Below are 14,763 nucleotides of genomic sequence, written 5' to 3' on the forward strand. Positions count from 1 at the left end.
CAGAACACAAACCAGCAATCGCCAATCCGCTTGAGTTTCACTAGAACGAAAGACTTCGTCGCCAGCAGCGCCGCCGCCCTCGTTCAGTGAGTGGGCTTATAGAACTAACCCTCCCAAACAGTCAACACACCCAACCAAAGTTTTTTGACATTTTTGTAACAGGTTGATTCGGCTTGCGTTTTTGTTGGTCGACATTATCCACAGGGTGCGCTTTCGGAACGGATTCCTGAAAATTCCTTTACCGACTGGTCAAAAATCCATCGGAAAGCCGTTCTCGGACCCCGAAAGATGACGAAAAAACAGCGTCTTGCGCGGATTTATGGTTAACAGAGGATTAAAGTGCCTCCGACCGGCGAGCTTTAAACTTCCGTCACAAATCAGCGGCTGAGATTTCGGAACCTATCACCGAGTTGGGTGTTGTCTTTCCCATTGAAGGAAGGAGACCGACATGGCTGCCAATACCGATGATATTAGAGCATCTGTCAGCAAGGACATCGCCGCACTCCAGCAGGAAGTCTCGCGCCTACAGAAGATGATTTCCGCGCAAGGCGCCGAAGCCTACTACGAAGTGCGCGGCCGCGCCGGCAAGGCGTATGACGAAGCCCTGCCCCGGGCAAAGAACGCCGTCGCCCAGATCCGGGCCGAAGGTGTCGCTGCCGCCGACGCCGCCCGCGAGCATCCGACCGCAACGACCACTGCTCTGGTGCTTGCAGGCGCCATTGGCTTCCTTGCCGGATACCTGCTTTCCGGCAGTCCGCAGCCGCAGCCTCGCCATTGGTGGCGCTGACACGCCACATCCACCCATAGACCGGTTTTTTACGCACCCGCCGATCCGTTTTTCGGCAGGGTGCGTAAATGCTTATGTCTTACAAAAACCAATTTTTAATGTGAGCTATGGGAACATAAAAAACGAAGGGAGGACTACCATGGAGAACAAGAGGGCCAACTGCATTATTGAAGTCAGCGTCGACAGCGCCGATGGCCGCTATGCGGTCGGTATCATGAATATGCGCCAGGCACTCGATCTGCCGGAAATGCCTAGTCTGTCCTACACGCATCCGGACCCGGTCAAGGCCGCCGCCGGCATCGTCGTCAGCCGCAAGGAACTGGCCGGTTTCATGGTCTGCCGCTGAGGCAGCGCCACCCTAACAAAGCCGTGACGGCGCTTTATCCAAAGCGCTGAGCCCTTGTTGCAGCGCCTTTATTCCCCTCGTTTTTTATTCACGTTGCTGGCATCCTTCTGCCGTTCATGCCAAGAAAACGGCATCGAAAGCAGGATAAGGATGGCAAATGAGGGAGCGGCGCCCCCCGCACAAGACGCGTGAACGAACAAAGCTCGGAGATAACGCCGCGGCCAAGCGGGTCACCCTTCCCCGTGCCCTTTCCAAGCTCGGTTATTGCTCCCGCACGCAGGCCGAACGCCTAATTGCCGAAAATCGTGTTGCGGTTGACGGCCGTACCGTCAGCGATACTTCCGCATGGGTCGATCTTGCCACGGCAAGGATCAGCATCGACGGCCTCGTCATCGCTGCCGAAGCGAAAATCTATCTGATGCTCAACAAGCCTCGCGGTCTCGTCACCACCCGCCACGATCCCGAAGGCAGGCCGACGGTCTATGATTGTCTCAGGGATTTCGACATCCCGCATCTCTCTCCGGTCGGCCGGCTCGACAAGGCGAGCGAGGGCTTGCTGCTTTTCACCAACGACACCGAATTCGCCCAGATCCTGCTTGATCCGGTCACCCATGTAACAAAAACCTATCATGTCCAGATCGACCGCATCATGGACGACGAGGACATAGCCGCCATGACATCAGGCATCCGCCACGACGGCGAAGTGCTGACGGCGACCGCCGCGCGGCGCCTGCGCCAGGGCGACAGGAATTCGTGGATCGAGGTCGAGCTCGACGAGGGCCGCAACCGCCAGATCCGTCGCATGCTGGAGGCGCTCGGCACCGAATGCCTGCGCCTCGTACGTGTCGCAATCGGCGGGCTCGATCTCGGCGAACTGCCGAAAGGCGCCGTGCGTGCACTGACCGAACCGGAATTGCAGGCACTGCGCCGGAGGACCGGCATGGAAAGGACGAGACGCAATTGACCGGTATGACAGAGCTGGCGCCGCACGATTTCTGGCAGGAGATTCACCCGCCCGGCACCTTCGCCGCCGATGGGGAATTAGCCTCTTTCTATGTCGCCACGCTCGAAGACGGCCGCCAGCTTCGCCTGCCGATCCGTGAGCTGGCGGATGGCGAGCACGCTCTCGCCTCGCTGATCGTCAACCAGGCAAGCTTCGCCGTGCTCGATGCGCTCGCCGAACGCCTCGCCGAAAAGATTAGGCCCATGCGCATCGATGTCGTCACCGGCCTGCCGACGCTCGGCCTGACGCTGGCCGCCGCCGTGGCACAGAAGCTCGGCCATAGCCGCTACGTTCCGCTCGGCACCTCGCGCAAATTCTGGTATCGCGACGAGCTCTCCGTCGCCCTGTCTTCGATCACCACGCCGAGACAGCAGAAACGTCTCTATATCGACCCGCGCATGCTGCCGCTGCTTCAGGGACGGCGTGTCGCACTCATCGATGACGTCATTTCCAGCGGCGCCTCGATCGTTGCCGGCCTGCATCTGCTGATGGCCTGCGGTATCGAACCCGTCGTCATCGGTGCGGCCATGCTGCAATCGGAGCGCTGGCGCGAAAGCCTCGCAGCCGCCGGGCCGCAATGGAGCGCGCGCACCGTCGGCGTCTTCGCAACCCCCATTCTGCAGCGGAACGCCGCGGGCCGGTGGCAGGCACCACCAGCCTGACGCGAGATATGAGGATTGTTCAATCTTCGCCTAAAAGCGCCTCTGTACAGCGCATGAGGAACGATTACAGTCCGCCTGATCGATGAAACAACGGACCCGCCCATGTCGTTCGAGCAAGCATCCCTGCTGATCCTTCTGCTGGCGATGCTCATTCTCTTCTCGCTCGGTCGCATCCGCATCGAGGTGGTCTCGATCGCCGGCCTGCTTGTCGGCCATGCGCTCGGCCTTTATCCCGCCGATCAGATCTTCACGGGCTTCGCCAGTCCCGTCGTCATCACCGTCGTCGAAATCCTGCTGATCGTCCAGGTGCTGGCGCGCGCCAAGCTCTTCGACAGTCTCGCCGCCCGTTTCGCGACCGCAAGACCCAGGGACTTCACCGTCATCGCTGGCACTTCCGCGCTTGCCGGCTTCATGTCCATCTTCATGAACAATATCGGCGCCTTTGCGATCACCTTGCCGGTAACGCTACGTCTCGGCACGGTCCTGACGATCCCCCGCCGCCAGCTCGTCATGCCGATCTCGTTCGCGGCCCTGCTCGGTGGCCTCGTTTCGCTGATCGGCACGCCGGCCAACCTGCTCGTCAGCGATGCGCTCGCCAAGGCGACCGGAACCGGCTTTCACTTCTTCGATTTCGCTTATGTCGGCCTGCCGGTCGCCATCGCCGGCATTCTGCTCATCGCCTTTCGCGTGCAGCGCCTGTTTCCGGAACCCGACGAAACACCGTCAACGACCTCTCCGGCTACGCGCCGCATCGTCGTCGAGCGTCGCATCCCTGACGTCTCGCCGCTGATCGGCGTGCGGCTTTCCGATTGCCCGGTGCGTTTCGGCATCAAGCCGCACGCGCTGATCCGCGCCGATAATTTCGTCTTCGGTCCGCTCGACCAGTCGGTGATCGAACCTGGCGACGTGCTGCTTGCCGAAGGCGCCGATGCAGTCTTTGCCGGCCTTGCCGCCACGCAGGCGCTGATCGCCGATACCCATCCGGATGCCCTGCAGCCGGATTTCACCCGTGTCGAAGCTGTCGTCATGCCGGAAAGCACGTTGGTCGGTTCGCGCGTCCGTTCGCTCGAAGTCTTCCATTCTCGCGGCATCGCGGTCACCGCCCTTTCCATGCGCGCGCCGCGCATCGAGGGCCGCTTCCTCGACCTGCAATTGTCGATCGGCGATATATTGACGCTGGAGGGACCGCCCATCGCGATCGGCGAAGCGTTGGAGGAAAGCGAGTGCCTGCCGCTCGCCTCGACAGCAGCGGCCGAACCGGCGCTCCTATCCTGGCGCCCCTTCGCGCTTTTTGCCGCGGGCGTCGCTGCCTCGGCCGCCGGCCTGCGTCCCGACATCGCTTTTGCCGGCGTCGTGCTCGTGCTCGCTCTGCTTAATCATCTGAACATCCGTCAGGCGATGGCCGATCTCAATTGGCCAATCATCATCATGCTGGCGGCGATGATCCCGATCGGCCAGGCGGTGGCAAGCACCGGAGCGGCCGAAACCATTGCCGGCTGGCTCAGCCTCGTCGTGCCGATCACCCATCCGCTCTTCGGCATCGCCCTCATCCTCTTCCTCGCCATGGCATTGACGCCTTTTGTCAACAATGCGACGGTCGCAATCGTCCTGACCCCGATCGCACTGGAATTCGCAAGAGCCGGCAGGCATGCGCCGGACGCCTATCTGATCGCGGTCGCCGCCGGCGCCTCCCTGGATTTCCTGACGCCCTTCGGCCATCACAACAACACGCTGGCAATGGGCATCGGCGGCTACCGCTTCGGCGATTTCCTGCGCGCCGGCTGGCCGCTTGCCGTCACAACTTACGGCCTCGCCCTGCTTCTTACCGGTCTGTTCTGGCTGTGATGCGATACCCGATCGGCTTGACTTCCCCAGCAATGAAACTAGAGCAGGAAGTCTTCACCCAATAATTAAGGACAGTCGAGCGCCGTGCGAATTCTCTCCGAAGCCCATTTCCCGGAATTGCCGAACTATTATCGCGGCAAGGTGCGCGAGAATTACGATCTTCCGGACGGACGCCGCATTATTATCAGCACCGACCGGCTGAGCGCTTTCGACCGCATCCTCACCTGCATCCCCTATAAGGGCGAGGTACTGACGCAGACTGCGCGCTACTGGTTCGAGGCGACGAAGGACATCTGCCCGAACCACGTTCTCGACTATCCCGACGCGAATGTCGTCATCGGCAAGCGGCTCGACATCCTGCCGGTCGAGATCGTCGTGCGCGGTTATCTCGCAGGCACCACCGGCACCTCGATCCTGACGCTTTATAAGAAGGGCGAACGCGAGATGTACGGCATCCGTCTGCCCGACGGCATGCGCGACAACCAGATCCTGCCGGAACCCGTCATCACGCCGACCAGCAAGGAATTCGACGGCGGCCACGATGAGCCGCTGACACCCGCCGAAATCGTCACGCGTGGCCTTCTCACCAAAGAACAATGGCAGACGCTGTCGACATATGCGCTCGCCCTCTTTGCCCGTGGCCAGGAGATGGCGGCGAAAAACGGGCTGATCCTGGTCGATACCAAATACGAGTTCGGTACCGATGGTGACGGCAACATTATCCTTGCCGACGAGATCCACACGCCGGACAGTAGCCGCTACTGGCTTGCCGAAAGCTATCCGGCAAGCTTTGCCGCCGGAAAACGCCCGGAAAGTTTAGACAAGGATTTTGTCCGCGCCTGGGTGGCGGAGCGCTGCGATCCCTATAAGGACGAGATCCCGGAAATCCCCGCCGAACTGATCGAGCAGACCTCGGCCGTCTATATCAAAGCCTACGAGGCGATCACCGGCGAGCGCTTTGTCCCAGATGATAGCGGCGAGACGCCGCTTGCCCGTGTCCGAAACAACCTCGCTCCCTATTTTCCTTGAAAAGGCGACAGACGAAAGCCGCCGGCCCGATCATCAGCTTGCGGCATTCCTTCCAATCGCGCTAGCATCGAAAAAAAGGGGTATCGGGCTCAGCCCGGCGGGGAACAGATGGCAAGAAGGCCAAGACGCAAGGCCGAGGAAACGCGGGAAGACATTCTCTCCATGGCGGAGATGCTGTTTCGCGAGCGTGGCTTCGTCGCGGTATCGATCGCCGATATCGCCGGCGCGCTGCACATGTCGCCCGCCAATGTCTTCAAGCACTTCCGTTCCAAGGTCGCGCTGGTCGATGCGATCGCCGGACGCCATCTCGACGATGCCGCCGAGCGCTTCGCCGCCTTCGACGAGAAGCTGCCGCCGAAGGAACAATTGCTCCGCTTCATCCTGCGTCTGCTGGAAAGCCACCTGCAGGACATCCAGAAGAACCCTTACATCTTCGAAATGGTGCTTTCGACGATCGAAGCCAAACTCGAGGCCGGCAATCGTTATCGCGCTCGCATCGAGGCGAAGCTCGGCGAGATCATCCGCGAGGGCATGGCGGAGGGACGTTATCATTGCCGCGATCCCGAGAGCGCGGCGCATACCGTTGCAGACGTCCTGGCCTGCGTGCTGCACCCTGTCCTGATCGCTCGCGACCACAAGGAGACCCTTGTGCACCGTGCCGAAAAAATCGTGTGTTTCGTCGATGCCGCACTGCAAAATAGCGCTTGCTAAGTGATGATTGCTGAATTACGTCACTTCGTAAAGCTTTTCTTAAATTCGGATAACGGCATTTGAAGCCAAACCAATCCTGACGCTTATATAAGCCTGCGCTCGATCGAGCCGAGCCGTGGGCTGAACTCGTGGATTGAACGGCGATTGCCACCGCACAGGAATTCAGCATGATACGGCGTGCCCTCCTCATCTCCCCGGCCCTGGCATTCGCAGCCCTTCTCGCCGCCTGCAGCGACAGTGGCTCCAAGCCCGCCGGCAATGCGGGTGCAGGGGCGGCGCAGCAGGCTGCCCCCGTCGGCGTAGTCACGCTGGCGAAGGGTACCTTCCCGATCACCACGATCCTGCCCGGCCGCGCCGAGACATTTCAGACAGCCGATATCCGGCCTCAGGTCAGCGGCCTGATCCGCGAGATTGCCTTTAAGGACGGCGGCGAGATCAAGAAGGGCGACCTTCTCTACCAGATCGAGGATGCACCCTATATCGCCGCCATCGAGCAGGCCAAGGCGGCGATCTCCAAGGCGCAGGCGAGCGTGCCGAGCGCTGAAAGCAATCTCGACCGCTACCAGCGCCTCGTCGGCAGCGGCGCCACCCAGATCGAATTCGAGACGGCCAAGACGACGCTGCTGCAGGCCAAGGCCGAAGTCGAGTCGGCGAAAGCCGCGCTTTCCGCCGCACAGATCGATCTCGACCATACCAGGATCGTCGCGCCTTTCGATGGCATCATCGACCAGACGGCTGTTAATGTCGGCAACGTCGTCTCTGCCAACCAGACGACGGCGCTGACGACGATCCGCCAGCTCGATCCGATCTACATCTCGCTGACGGAATCGAGCACCAACCTCTTGAAGCTGCGCGATGCGATGGCCGCCGGCGACATCAAGGGCGAAGCCAATGTCGTCTTCCATCTGATCTTGGAAAACGGCAAGGAATACAACCAGCAGGGCAAGCTCGACATGTCGAAGCAGGTGGTCAGCGAGACGACCGGCACCTTCATCATCCGTGTGCTCTTTCCCAATCCCGACCGTATCGTGCTGCCCGGCATGTATGTCCGCGCAACCGTCGAGCTCGGCGCCGAGGCCGGTTATGCGCTACCGCAGCTGGCGACGAGCCGTGATGCCAACGGCCGGCTGACGGCACAGTTCGTTTCCGCCGACGGCAAGGTCGAAACCCGCGCCTTCGAGAACAGCTCGCCCTCCAACAATTCCTGGCTCGTGACCGAAGGCATCAAGGACGGCGATCAGCTGATCGTCAGCGGCCTGCAATCGATCACTTCAGGCATGCCGGTGAAGCCGGTCCCGATGAAGATCAACGACAACGGCGTGGTCGTGCCTGCCGAGCAGCCCGCGGCCGGTGATGCTGAGAAGCCCGCAGCGAAGTAATCGCTGCAGGCCCGCATCGTCACCGTCTCAGCCGCACAGGAACAACCGATGGCCAAGTTTTTCATCCGACGTCCGATTTTCGCCTGGGTCATTGCGATCACCATCATGCTCGCCGGCCTGCTGGCGATTTTCACGCTGTCGATCTCGCAATATCCCGACATCGCCCCGACGACGGTTCGCATCAACGCCACCTACCGCGGCGCCAGCGCCGAGACCGTCGAGAAATCGGTGACGACGATCATCGAGGACGGCATGACCGGCCTCGACGATCTCACCTACATGACCTCGACCTCATCGACGGGTTCGGCCAGCATCCAGCTCACCTTCGGGACGAGCGCCGACCCCGATATCGCCCAGGTGCAGGTGCAGAACAAGCTGCAGCTGGTTCAGTCGCAGCTTCCAAGCGACGTCATCGATGCCGGCATCAGCGTCACCCGCTCGACCTCGAGCATCCTTCTCGTCGGCTCGCTCGTTTCAACCGACGGCAAGCGCAACTCCGTCTACCTCGGCAATATCATGTCGACCTCGATCGAGGATCAGATCCAGCGCCTGGAAGGCGTCGGCAGCATCAATGTCTTCGGCTCGGGATACGCCATGCGCGTCTGGCTCGATCCGTTCAAGCTCTTGAAATACCAGTTGACGCCGAGCGACGTGACGTCAGCCATCCAGGCGCAGAACACCCAGGTTTCCGTCGGTTCGCTCGGTGCTCAGCCGACGATCCCCGGCCAGCAGATCAACGTCACCATCACCGCCCAAAGCCAGCTGACCACCGTCGCCGATTTCGAGCACATCATCCTGAAGGTCGAAAAGGACGGCGCAACGGTGCGCTTGAGCGACGTCTCACGCATCGAGATCGGCCAGGAAAGCTACGGCGGCAGTTCGCGCTATAACGGCCAGCCGTCGACCGGTTTCGCCGTCAACCTTGCAATCGGCGCGAACGCCATCGATACCGCCGCCCGCGTGCGCTCCGCGCTCGAGGTTATCGGCCGTGGCCTGCCGGCAGGTGTCGAGATCACCTATCCCTACGACACCACGCCCTTCGTGGAACTGTCGATCGAGAAGGTCGTGCACACGCTGATCGAGGCGATCGTGCTCGTCTTCGTGGTGCTGCTTGTCTTCCTGCAGAATCTCCGGGCGACGCTGATCCCGACGATTGCCGTTCCCGTGGTGCTGCTCGGCACATTCGGGGTGCTGGCAGTCACCGGCTATTCGATCAATACCTTGACGATGTTCGCCATGGTGCTGGCGATCGGTCTTCTCGTCGACGACGCCATCGTCGTCGTCGAAAACGTCGAACGGATCATGTCCGAAGAAAAGCTTTCGCCGCTCGAAGCGACGGAAAAATCGATGGGCGAGATCACCGGCGCCATCGTCGGCATCGCGCTCGTCCTCACCGCCGTCTTCATTCCGATGGCCTTCTTCGGCGGTTCGACCGGCATCATCTATCGCCAGTTCTCGATCACCATCGTCTCGGCCATGCTGCTGTCGGCGCTGGTCGCCCTCGTGCTGACGCCCGCACTTTGCGCCACGATGCTGAAGCCCGTCGGCGAACACAGGAAGCACCGCGTCGGCGACTGGTTCAACCGCAACTTCACGCGCTCGACCAACGGCTATATCAGCGCCATCGGCTATCTGCTGAAGCGGCCGATCCGCGTCATGCTGGTCTTCCTTCTGGTCGGCGCCGGTTGCGCCTATCTCTTCACCCGCCTGCCGAGCTCCTTCCTGCCGCAGGAAGACCAGGGCGTGCTGCTGACCATCGTCACCACACCGCCGGGCTCAACCACGCAACAGACCCAGGCAGTCGTCGAGAAGGTCGAGAAATACTACCGTGAAAACGAGAAGGACGCCGTCGATTCCGTGTTCGGCGCGCTCGGTTTCGGCTTCAGCGGTTCCGGCCAGAACAGCGCTATCGTCTTCACCAAGCTCAAGGATTTCTCGTTGCGCACCGATCCGGCGCTGAGCGCCCAGTCGGTCGTCAACCGGGCGCTTGGCAATTTCTTTGCGATCCGCGAGGCGCAGGTCTTCGCGCTGCTGCCACCGGCGATCCAGGGTCTCGGCGTGTCGAGCGGCTTCTCCATGTATCTCGTTGACACCGGTGGCCACGGCAACGACGCCCTGACGGCCGCCTCCAAGCGGCTGATCCAGATGGGCAATAGCTCGGGCAAGATCGTGGCGCTGCGCAGCAGCAACAAGGAAGTCGAGCCACAGATGCGCATCGTGCTCGATCAGGAAAAGATCGGCGCTATGGGCGTCGACATTACCTCGGTCAATTCGATGCTGTCGATCATCTTCACCGGCCGTGACGTCAACGACTTCACGCTGAACGGCGAGATCAAGCCGGTCTACGTCGAGGGCGATGCGCCCTTCCGCATGCAGCCGAGCGATCTAAACCACTGGTACGCCCGCAACAATGACGGCGAAATGGTGCCCTTCTCCGCCTTTACCCGCACGGAGTGGGTGAAGGGCGCGCCCTCGCTTGCCCGCTTCAACGCCGTCAGCGCCATTCCGCTCGATGGCGCGTCCGCATCCGGGGTTTCCTCCGGCGATGCGATGAACGAAATGGAAGCACTGACCAACCAGCTCGGCGGCGGTTATACGGTCGCCTGGCAGGGCATCTCCTATCAGGAGCGGCTGTCCGGTTCGCAGGCGCCGATGCTCTACGCGATCTCGGTGCTGGTTGTCTTCCTCTGCCTGGCAGCGCTTTACGAAAGCTGGTCGATCCCGTTCTCGGTGATCATGGCGGTGCCTGTCGGCATCCTCGGGGCGCTGACGGCGGCAACGGTCTTTGGTCAGGCAAACGACGTCTATTTCAAGGTCGGCCTGCTGACCACCATCGGGCTGGCGGCGAAGAACGCCATTCTGATTGTCGAATTCGCCAAGGACCGCATGGAAAGCGGCATGGGACTCTACGAGGCGACATTGGAAGCGGCGAGATTGCGGCTGCGGCCGATCATCATGACCTCGCTTGCCTTCATTCTCGGCGTCGTGCCGCTGGCGATCGCGACAGGCGCGGGCTCGGCGGCGCAGAATGCCATCGGTATCGGCGTTCTCGGCGGCATGTTGGCGGCAACGCTGCTCGGAATTTTCTTCGTGCCGTCGTTTTTCGTCGTCATTCGACGCATCTTTGCCACACGCGCCAAAAATGCGGCAGGACTGTGATATAAATGCACTGTGATAATGCAGTTCCCGTTGCTACATTGCGCCCGACTGCTTCGGTGTGTTTTTTTGGTATGACGAGGCGCGGCGGCGATAGTGAAGCATGAAGCGTCGGACAAGAATTGACTTGCTCGAGTACAGGATGAAATGAATGGTATCTCTTCGTTTTGCCACACCGGCATTATTATTATTGTTGTCGGGCTGCGTCGTAGGCCCGGATCATGCTCCTCCTGAAATGCCGCTGCCCGCCAAATTCGGAGAGGGCGGAAACAAGAGTGTAGGCGACGTTGCTACCGCAGCCTGGTGGACCGCCTTCAACGACCCCAAACTGAATGGCTACGTCCAGGCCGGACTCGATCAGAACCTGACCGTCCAGCAAGCGATCGAACGCATCAATGCGGCTTCCGCCAACGTCACCGCCGCTGGCGCCGGCGGCCTGCCGAACCTGAACGTCGGCGCTTCGCACACGGTCAGCGGCCAGAAGGGCGAGCTGCGCACACAGTTCGACACGCGCAACACCAGTGCCGGCGACGTCCAGCTGAGCTGGCTGCTCGACCTCTTCGGCCTCTACAAGCGCAGCACCGAGAGCGCGCTTGCGTCGCTCGATTCAGCATACGCATCCGCTGATGTTGCCAAGCTGACCTTGGTGCAGGATCTCGTCTCGAGCTATATCGACGTTCGCTATTATCAGCAGCGCCTGGCGCTTTCGAGGGCCAACCTGAAGTCTCGTCAGGAAACCTACGAACTGACCAAGTTCCAGCTTGAAGCCGGCGCCGCCTCACGTCTTGACGTCGTCCAGGCCGAAGGTCTCGTACAGTCGACGCTGGCCGAAATTCCCGGCCTCGAAACCAACATCCGCATATCGGCCCATCACATCGCCACGCTGCTCGGCCTGCCGGCCTCGGCTCTCGTCGATGAATTGCTGAAGGGCCGTGGCCAGCCGGTATTCCGCGGCGGCATCAACTCCGGCATTCCGGCAGATCTGATCCGCAACCGTCCCGACATCCGCGTAGCGGAGCGTGATCTCGCCGCAGCAACGGCCAATATCGGTGTTGCCCAGGCGCAGCTTTATCCGAGCATCTCGCTCAGCGGCTCGATCTCGCCGTCCTACATCAACCAGCGCGGCGTCCATGGCGGCCTGACCGGCTGGTCCTTCGGTCCGAGCCTCAACCTACCGATCTTGGATGGTGGCCGTCTACGCGCCAACGTCAAGTCGGCAGAGTCCAACGCTGCCGCCGCCTATCTCAACTGGAAGTCGACGGTGCTGTCCGCCGTTGAACAGGTCGAAAATGCGCTTGCCGCCGTCCGGCGTGACGCCCGCACGGTCGCAGCACTTCAGGCCCAAGTGAAGACCACGCAGGAAACGCTCGAGCTTTCCACAGCATCCTACAAGGACGGCGCCTCTTCGCTGCTCGACGTTCTCGACGCCCAGCGCCAGGTCTCGCTTGCCCAGGCAAGCCTTGCCGCAGCTGTCCAGCAGATGGCCAAGGACTACGTGTCGCTGAACATCGCAGTCGGCGGTGGCTTCGCCCCCGGCGGCAAGACCACCGCACCGGCGGCGAAGGTTGTGGCTGTCAAGGGCTGACAGCTTCTTCAATCGATCTGAAAGTACAAAGCCTCGCGATTGTCTCGCGGGGCTTTTTCTTATCCGCCGCGTGCCGTAACCGAATAATTGCGGATAAGATGAATTCGGATTCGACAGGCAGGAAAAGCTAAGCTATCACTTTGATTAAACGATTAATCAGAGTGATCGTCATTCATGACAGCATCGCGCCCGGGACCGAACCTCAGCAGGATAGCGACGTCGCTCGGCGTCTCCGTCGCCACGGTCTCCAATGCGCTTTCCGGCAAGGGCCGGGTTTCCGGCCAACTGGTCGAAAGGATCCGTGAGCATGCAGCCGAGCTCGGCTACGTCCCGAGCCAGGCCGGGCGGGCGCTACGGACCGGCCGCAGCGGCGTTCTCGGCCTGGTGCTGCCCGATATTGCCAATCCGCTGTTCCCGAAGATTGCGCAGGCGATCGAATTCGCTGCCTCCGCCGCAGGTTACGGTGTGCTGATCGCCGATTCCCGCGGTGATGTCGCCGCTCAGACCGAGGCGATCAACCGGCTGGTCGAGCGCGGCGTCGACGGCATGGTCATCATTCCCCGCCGCGCCACCCGCATTTCGTCCGCCGCCTGTCCGGTCGCCGTCATCGACACTCCCTCGACGCCCGGCAACACCGTCGCCGCCGACCATTGGCAGGGCGGCCGCGAAATCGCCAGCCATCTCGCAGGCCTCGGCCATCGCCGTATCCTCATCATCGGCAACAATCAGGAATCCAACGTCCAGAACGACCGCGCCGGCGGCATCCGCTCCGGCATGCGCCCGGGCATGCATTCGGAAACGCTGTGGATCGACAGGCTGGAGCAGGAGAACGGCGGCGGCTGCCCGCTCGGCCTCGCCGAAAAAGTCAGGCAGGGTTTCACCGCCTTCGCTGCCCTCTCCGACCTGCAGGCGCTGCGTGCGCTGACGGAGTTGCAGCAGGCGGGTATCAACATTCCCAGTGACGTCAGCGTCACCGGCTTCGACGACCTCATCTGGTCGCCTGTTGTCACGCCGTCGCTGACGACGGTCCGGATGGACATGGATAGGATTGCCGGGATTGCCGTGTCGGCGCTGGTGGATACCATAAGAACAAGCAGCATCCGGGAGGGCATGCTCGTTACCGCGGAGATCGAACGCGTCGCCATGCAACTGATCGCCCGCCAATCATCCGGGCCTGCGAACCCGGCACCAAAAACCTCAGAGATGGAGAACATGTAAGATGAAAAGAGCTCTCATTGCCTCGGCAGCATTCGCCGCCCTTTCGCCGCTCGGCGCAGCCGCAGCAGAACGGACGCTGACGATTTCCGTCTATGCCTTTGCGCAGGACGATTTCAAGACGCTGGTCTACGATCCGTTCGAAGCCAAATGCGGCTGCAAGCTCGTGGTCGAAACCGGCAACAGCGTCGAGCGTCTGGCCAAGATGGAGGCGAACAAGGCCAGCCCCGTCGTCGATCTCGCCGCCGTTTCCATGGCCGATGCGCTGGCCGCGTCCCGCGCCGGCCTGATCGACAAGATCGATACCGCGAAACTCGCCGATTTCGCCAAGCTCTACGAGGTCGCCAAGGATCCGAACGGCGACGGCATGAGCGTCGGTTACACCTTCTACGCCACTTCGATTGCCTATCGCTCCGACAAGATGAAGATCGACTCCTGGGCCGATCTCTTGAAGCCGGAATATGTCGGCCACGTCGCCTTTCCTAATGTGACCACCAACCAAGGCCCGCCGGCGCTCTATATGCTCGGCCTGGCGCTCAGCAAGGACACGCCGGATCTGAAGGGGCCGATCGAAGCGCTGGGCGAGAAGAAAGACGACATCGTCACCTTCTACGAAAAGTCCTCGCAGCTGGTGCAACTGATGCAACAGGAAGAGATCTGGGCAGCGCCGATCGGCCGTTTCTCCTGGGCCGGGTTCACCAAGCTCGACGTCCCGGTCGCCTGGGCAACGCCGAAGGAGGGCCAGACCGGCGGTATGAACGTGCTGGTCCTGACCAAGGGCTCGAAGAACCAGGATCTCGCTTTGCAGTTCATGGACTTCTGGCTCTCGACCGACATCCAGACCAAACTCGCCGAAAAGCTGATCGACAGCCCGGCAAACAGCGAGGTCAAGCTTTCCGAAGCCGCCGCCAACAACCTCACCTATGGCGAGGAAACGGCCAAGAGCCTCAAGCTGATCCCCTCAGCCGTTGCCCTCGACAATCGCGGGGGCTGGCTGAAGACGTGGAACGAGAAGGTCGGCCAGTAGGCCCGCGTGAAAACTGGC

At 61.4% G+C, this 14,763-nt stretch carries 12 protein-coding genes; all 12 read left to right on the top strand.

Translation table 11 applies throughout. The features are described from left to right. Nucleotides 1-448: 448 nt before the first annotated feature. The 12 genes from B5P46_RS15745 to B5P46_RS15800 all read left to right on the top strand — a co-directional run bounded on the left by B5P46_RS15745 (nucleotide 449) and on the right by B5P46_RS15800 (nucleotide 14,745). The gene (locus B5P46_RS15745) at nucleotides 449-787 is read left to right on the top strand and encodes a hypothetical protein (protein WP_020051470.1); all 339 of its coding nucleotides are present in this window, start codon (nucleotides 449-451) and stop codon (nucleotides 785-787) included. A gap of 139 nt (nucleotides 788-926) precedes the next feature. Further along, the gene (locus B5P46_RS15750) at nucleotides 927-1,133 is read left to right on the top strand and encodes a hypothetical protein (protein ID WP_012758797.1); all 207 of its coding nucleotides are present in this window, start codon (nucleotides 927-929) and stop codon (nucleotides 1,131-1,133) included. 157 nt (nucleotides 1,134-1,290) lie between these two features. Then, nucleotides 1,291-2,097, top strand: a complete 807-nt coding sequence (locus B5P46_RS15755) for a pseudouridine synthase (protein ID WP_129419471.1) — start codon at nucleotides 1,291-1,293, stop codon at nucleotides 2,095-2,097. A gap of 14 nt (nucleotides 2,098-2,111) precedes the next feature. Next, complete coding sequence (locus B5P46_RS15760; protein WP_129419619.1) at nucleotides 2,112-2,798, top strand: phosphoribosyltransferase; 687 nt, start codon at nucleotides 2,112-2,114, stop codon at nucleotides 2,796-2,798. Between the two features lie 102 nt (nucleotides 2,799-2,900). Continuing rightward, on the top strand, nucleotides 2,901-4,643 hold the full coding sequence (locus B5P46_RS15765; protein ID WP_129419472.1) for an SLC13 family permease: 1,743 nt from the start codon (nucleotides 2,901-2,903) through the stop codon (nucleotides 4,641-4,643). Nucleotides 4,644-4,727: 84 nt separating this feature from the next. Then, entirely contained in the window at nucleotides 4,728-5,672 is a 945-nt protein-coding gene (locus tag B5P46_RS15770; RefSeq protein ID WP_129419473.1) for a phosphoribosylaminoimidazolesuccinocarboxamide synthase, read from the top strand. A gap of 108 nt (nucleotides 5,673-5,780) precedes the next feature. Next, entirely contained in the window at nucleotides 5,781-6,383 is a 603-nt protein-coding gene (locus tag B5P46_RS15775) for a TetR family transcriptional regulator (protein WP_129419474.1), read from the top strand. 167 nt (nucleotides 6,384-6,550) lie between these two features. After that, entirely contained in the window at nucleotides 6,551-7,762 is a 1,212-nt protein-coding gene (locus tag B5P46_RS15780) for an efflux RND transporter periplasmic adaptor subunit (RefSeq protein WP_129419475.1), read from the top strand. 48 nt (nucleotides 7,763-7,810) lie between these two features. Next, nucleotides 7,811-10,921 carry an efflux RND transporter permease subunit gene (locus B5P46_RS15785; protein WP_129419476.1) on the top strand — a complete coding sequence of 1,037 codons (3,111 nt, stop codon included), beginning with the start codon at nucleotides 7,811-7,813 and terminating at the stop codon, nucleotides 10,919-10,921. 148 nt (nucleotides 10,922-11,069) lie between these two features. Then, nucleotides 11,070-12,503, top strand: a complete 1,434-nt coding sequence (locus B5P46_RS15790) for an efflux transporter outer membrane subunit (protein ID WP_129419477.1) — start codon at nucleotides 11,070-11,072, stop codon at nucleotides 12,501-12,503. Between the two features lie 174 nt (nucleotides 12,504-12,677). Beyond that, on the top strand, nucleotides 12,678-13,721 hold the full coding sequence (locus tag B5P46_RS15795; protein ID WP_129419478.1) for a LacI family DNA-binding transcriptional regulator: 1,044 nt from the start codon (nucleotides 12,678-12,680) through the stop codon (nucleotides 13,719-13,721). Between the two features lies 1 nt (nucleotide 13,722). Continuing rightward, the gene (locus B5P46_RS15800) at nucleotides 13,723-14,745 is read left to right on the top strand and encodes an ABC transporter substrate-binding protein (protein ID WP_129419479.1); all 1,023 of its coding nucleotides are present in this window, start codon (nucleotides 13,723-13,725) and stop codon (nucleotides 14,743-14,745) included. Nucleotides 14,746-14,763 lie beyond the last annotated feature (18 nt).

Source organism: Rhizobium leguminosarum (assembly GCF_004123835.1).
GTDB classification, from domain to species: Bacteria; Pseudomonadota; Alphaproteobacteria; order Rhizobiales; family Rhizobiaceae; genus Rhizobium; species Rhizobium leguminosarum_M.

Bases quoted from the DNA above. Each gene is read 5' to 3' on its own strand.
- B5P46_RS15745 (WP_020051470.1), top strand. From the start codon at position 449: ATGGCTGCCAATACCGATGATATTAGAGCATCTGTCAGCAAGGACATC.
- B5P46_RS15750 (WP_012758797.1), top strand. From the start codon at position 927: ATGGAGAACAAGAGGGCCAACTGCATTATTGAAGTCAGCGTCGACAGC.
- B5P46_RS15755 (WP_129419471.1), top strand. From the start codon at position 1,291: ATGAGGGAGCGGCGCCCCCCGCACAAGACGCGTGAACGAACAAAGCTC.
- B5P46_RS15765 (WP_129419472.1), top strand. From the start codon at position 2,901: ATGTCGTTCGAGCAAGCATCCCTGCTGATCCTTCTGCTGGCGATGCTC.
- B5P46_RS15775 (WP_129419474.1), top strand. From the start codon at position 5,781: ATGGCAAGAAGGCCAAGACGCAAGGCCGAGGAAACGCGGGAAGACATT.
- B5P46_RS15780 (WP_129419475.1), top strand. From the start codon at position 6,551: ATGATACGGCGTGCCCTCCTCATCTCCCCGGCCCTGGCATTCGCAGCC.
- B5P46_RS15785 (WP_129419476.1), top strand. From the start codon at position 7,811: ATGGCCAAGTTTTTCATCCGACGTCCGATTTTCGCCTGGGTCATTGCG.
- B5P46_RS15790 (WP_129419477.1), top strand. From the start codon at position 11,070: ATGGTATCTCTTCGTTTTGCCACACCGGCATTATTATTATTGTTGTCG.
- B5P46_RS15795 (WP_129419478.1), top strand. From the start codon at position 12,678: ATGACAGCATCGCGCCCGGGACCGAACCTCAGCAGGATAGCGACGTCG.
- B5P46_RS15800 (WP_129419479.1), top strand. From the start codon at position 13,723: ATGAAAAGAGCTCTCATTGCCTCGGCAGCATTCGCCGCCCTTTCGCCG.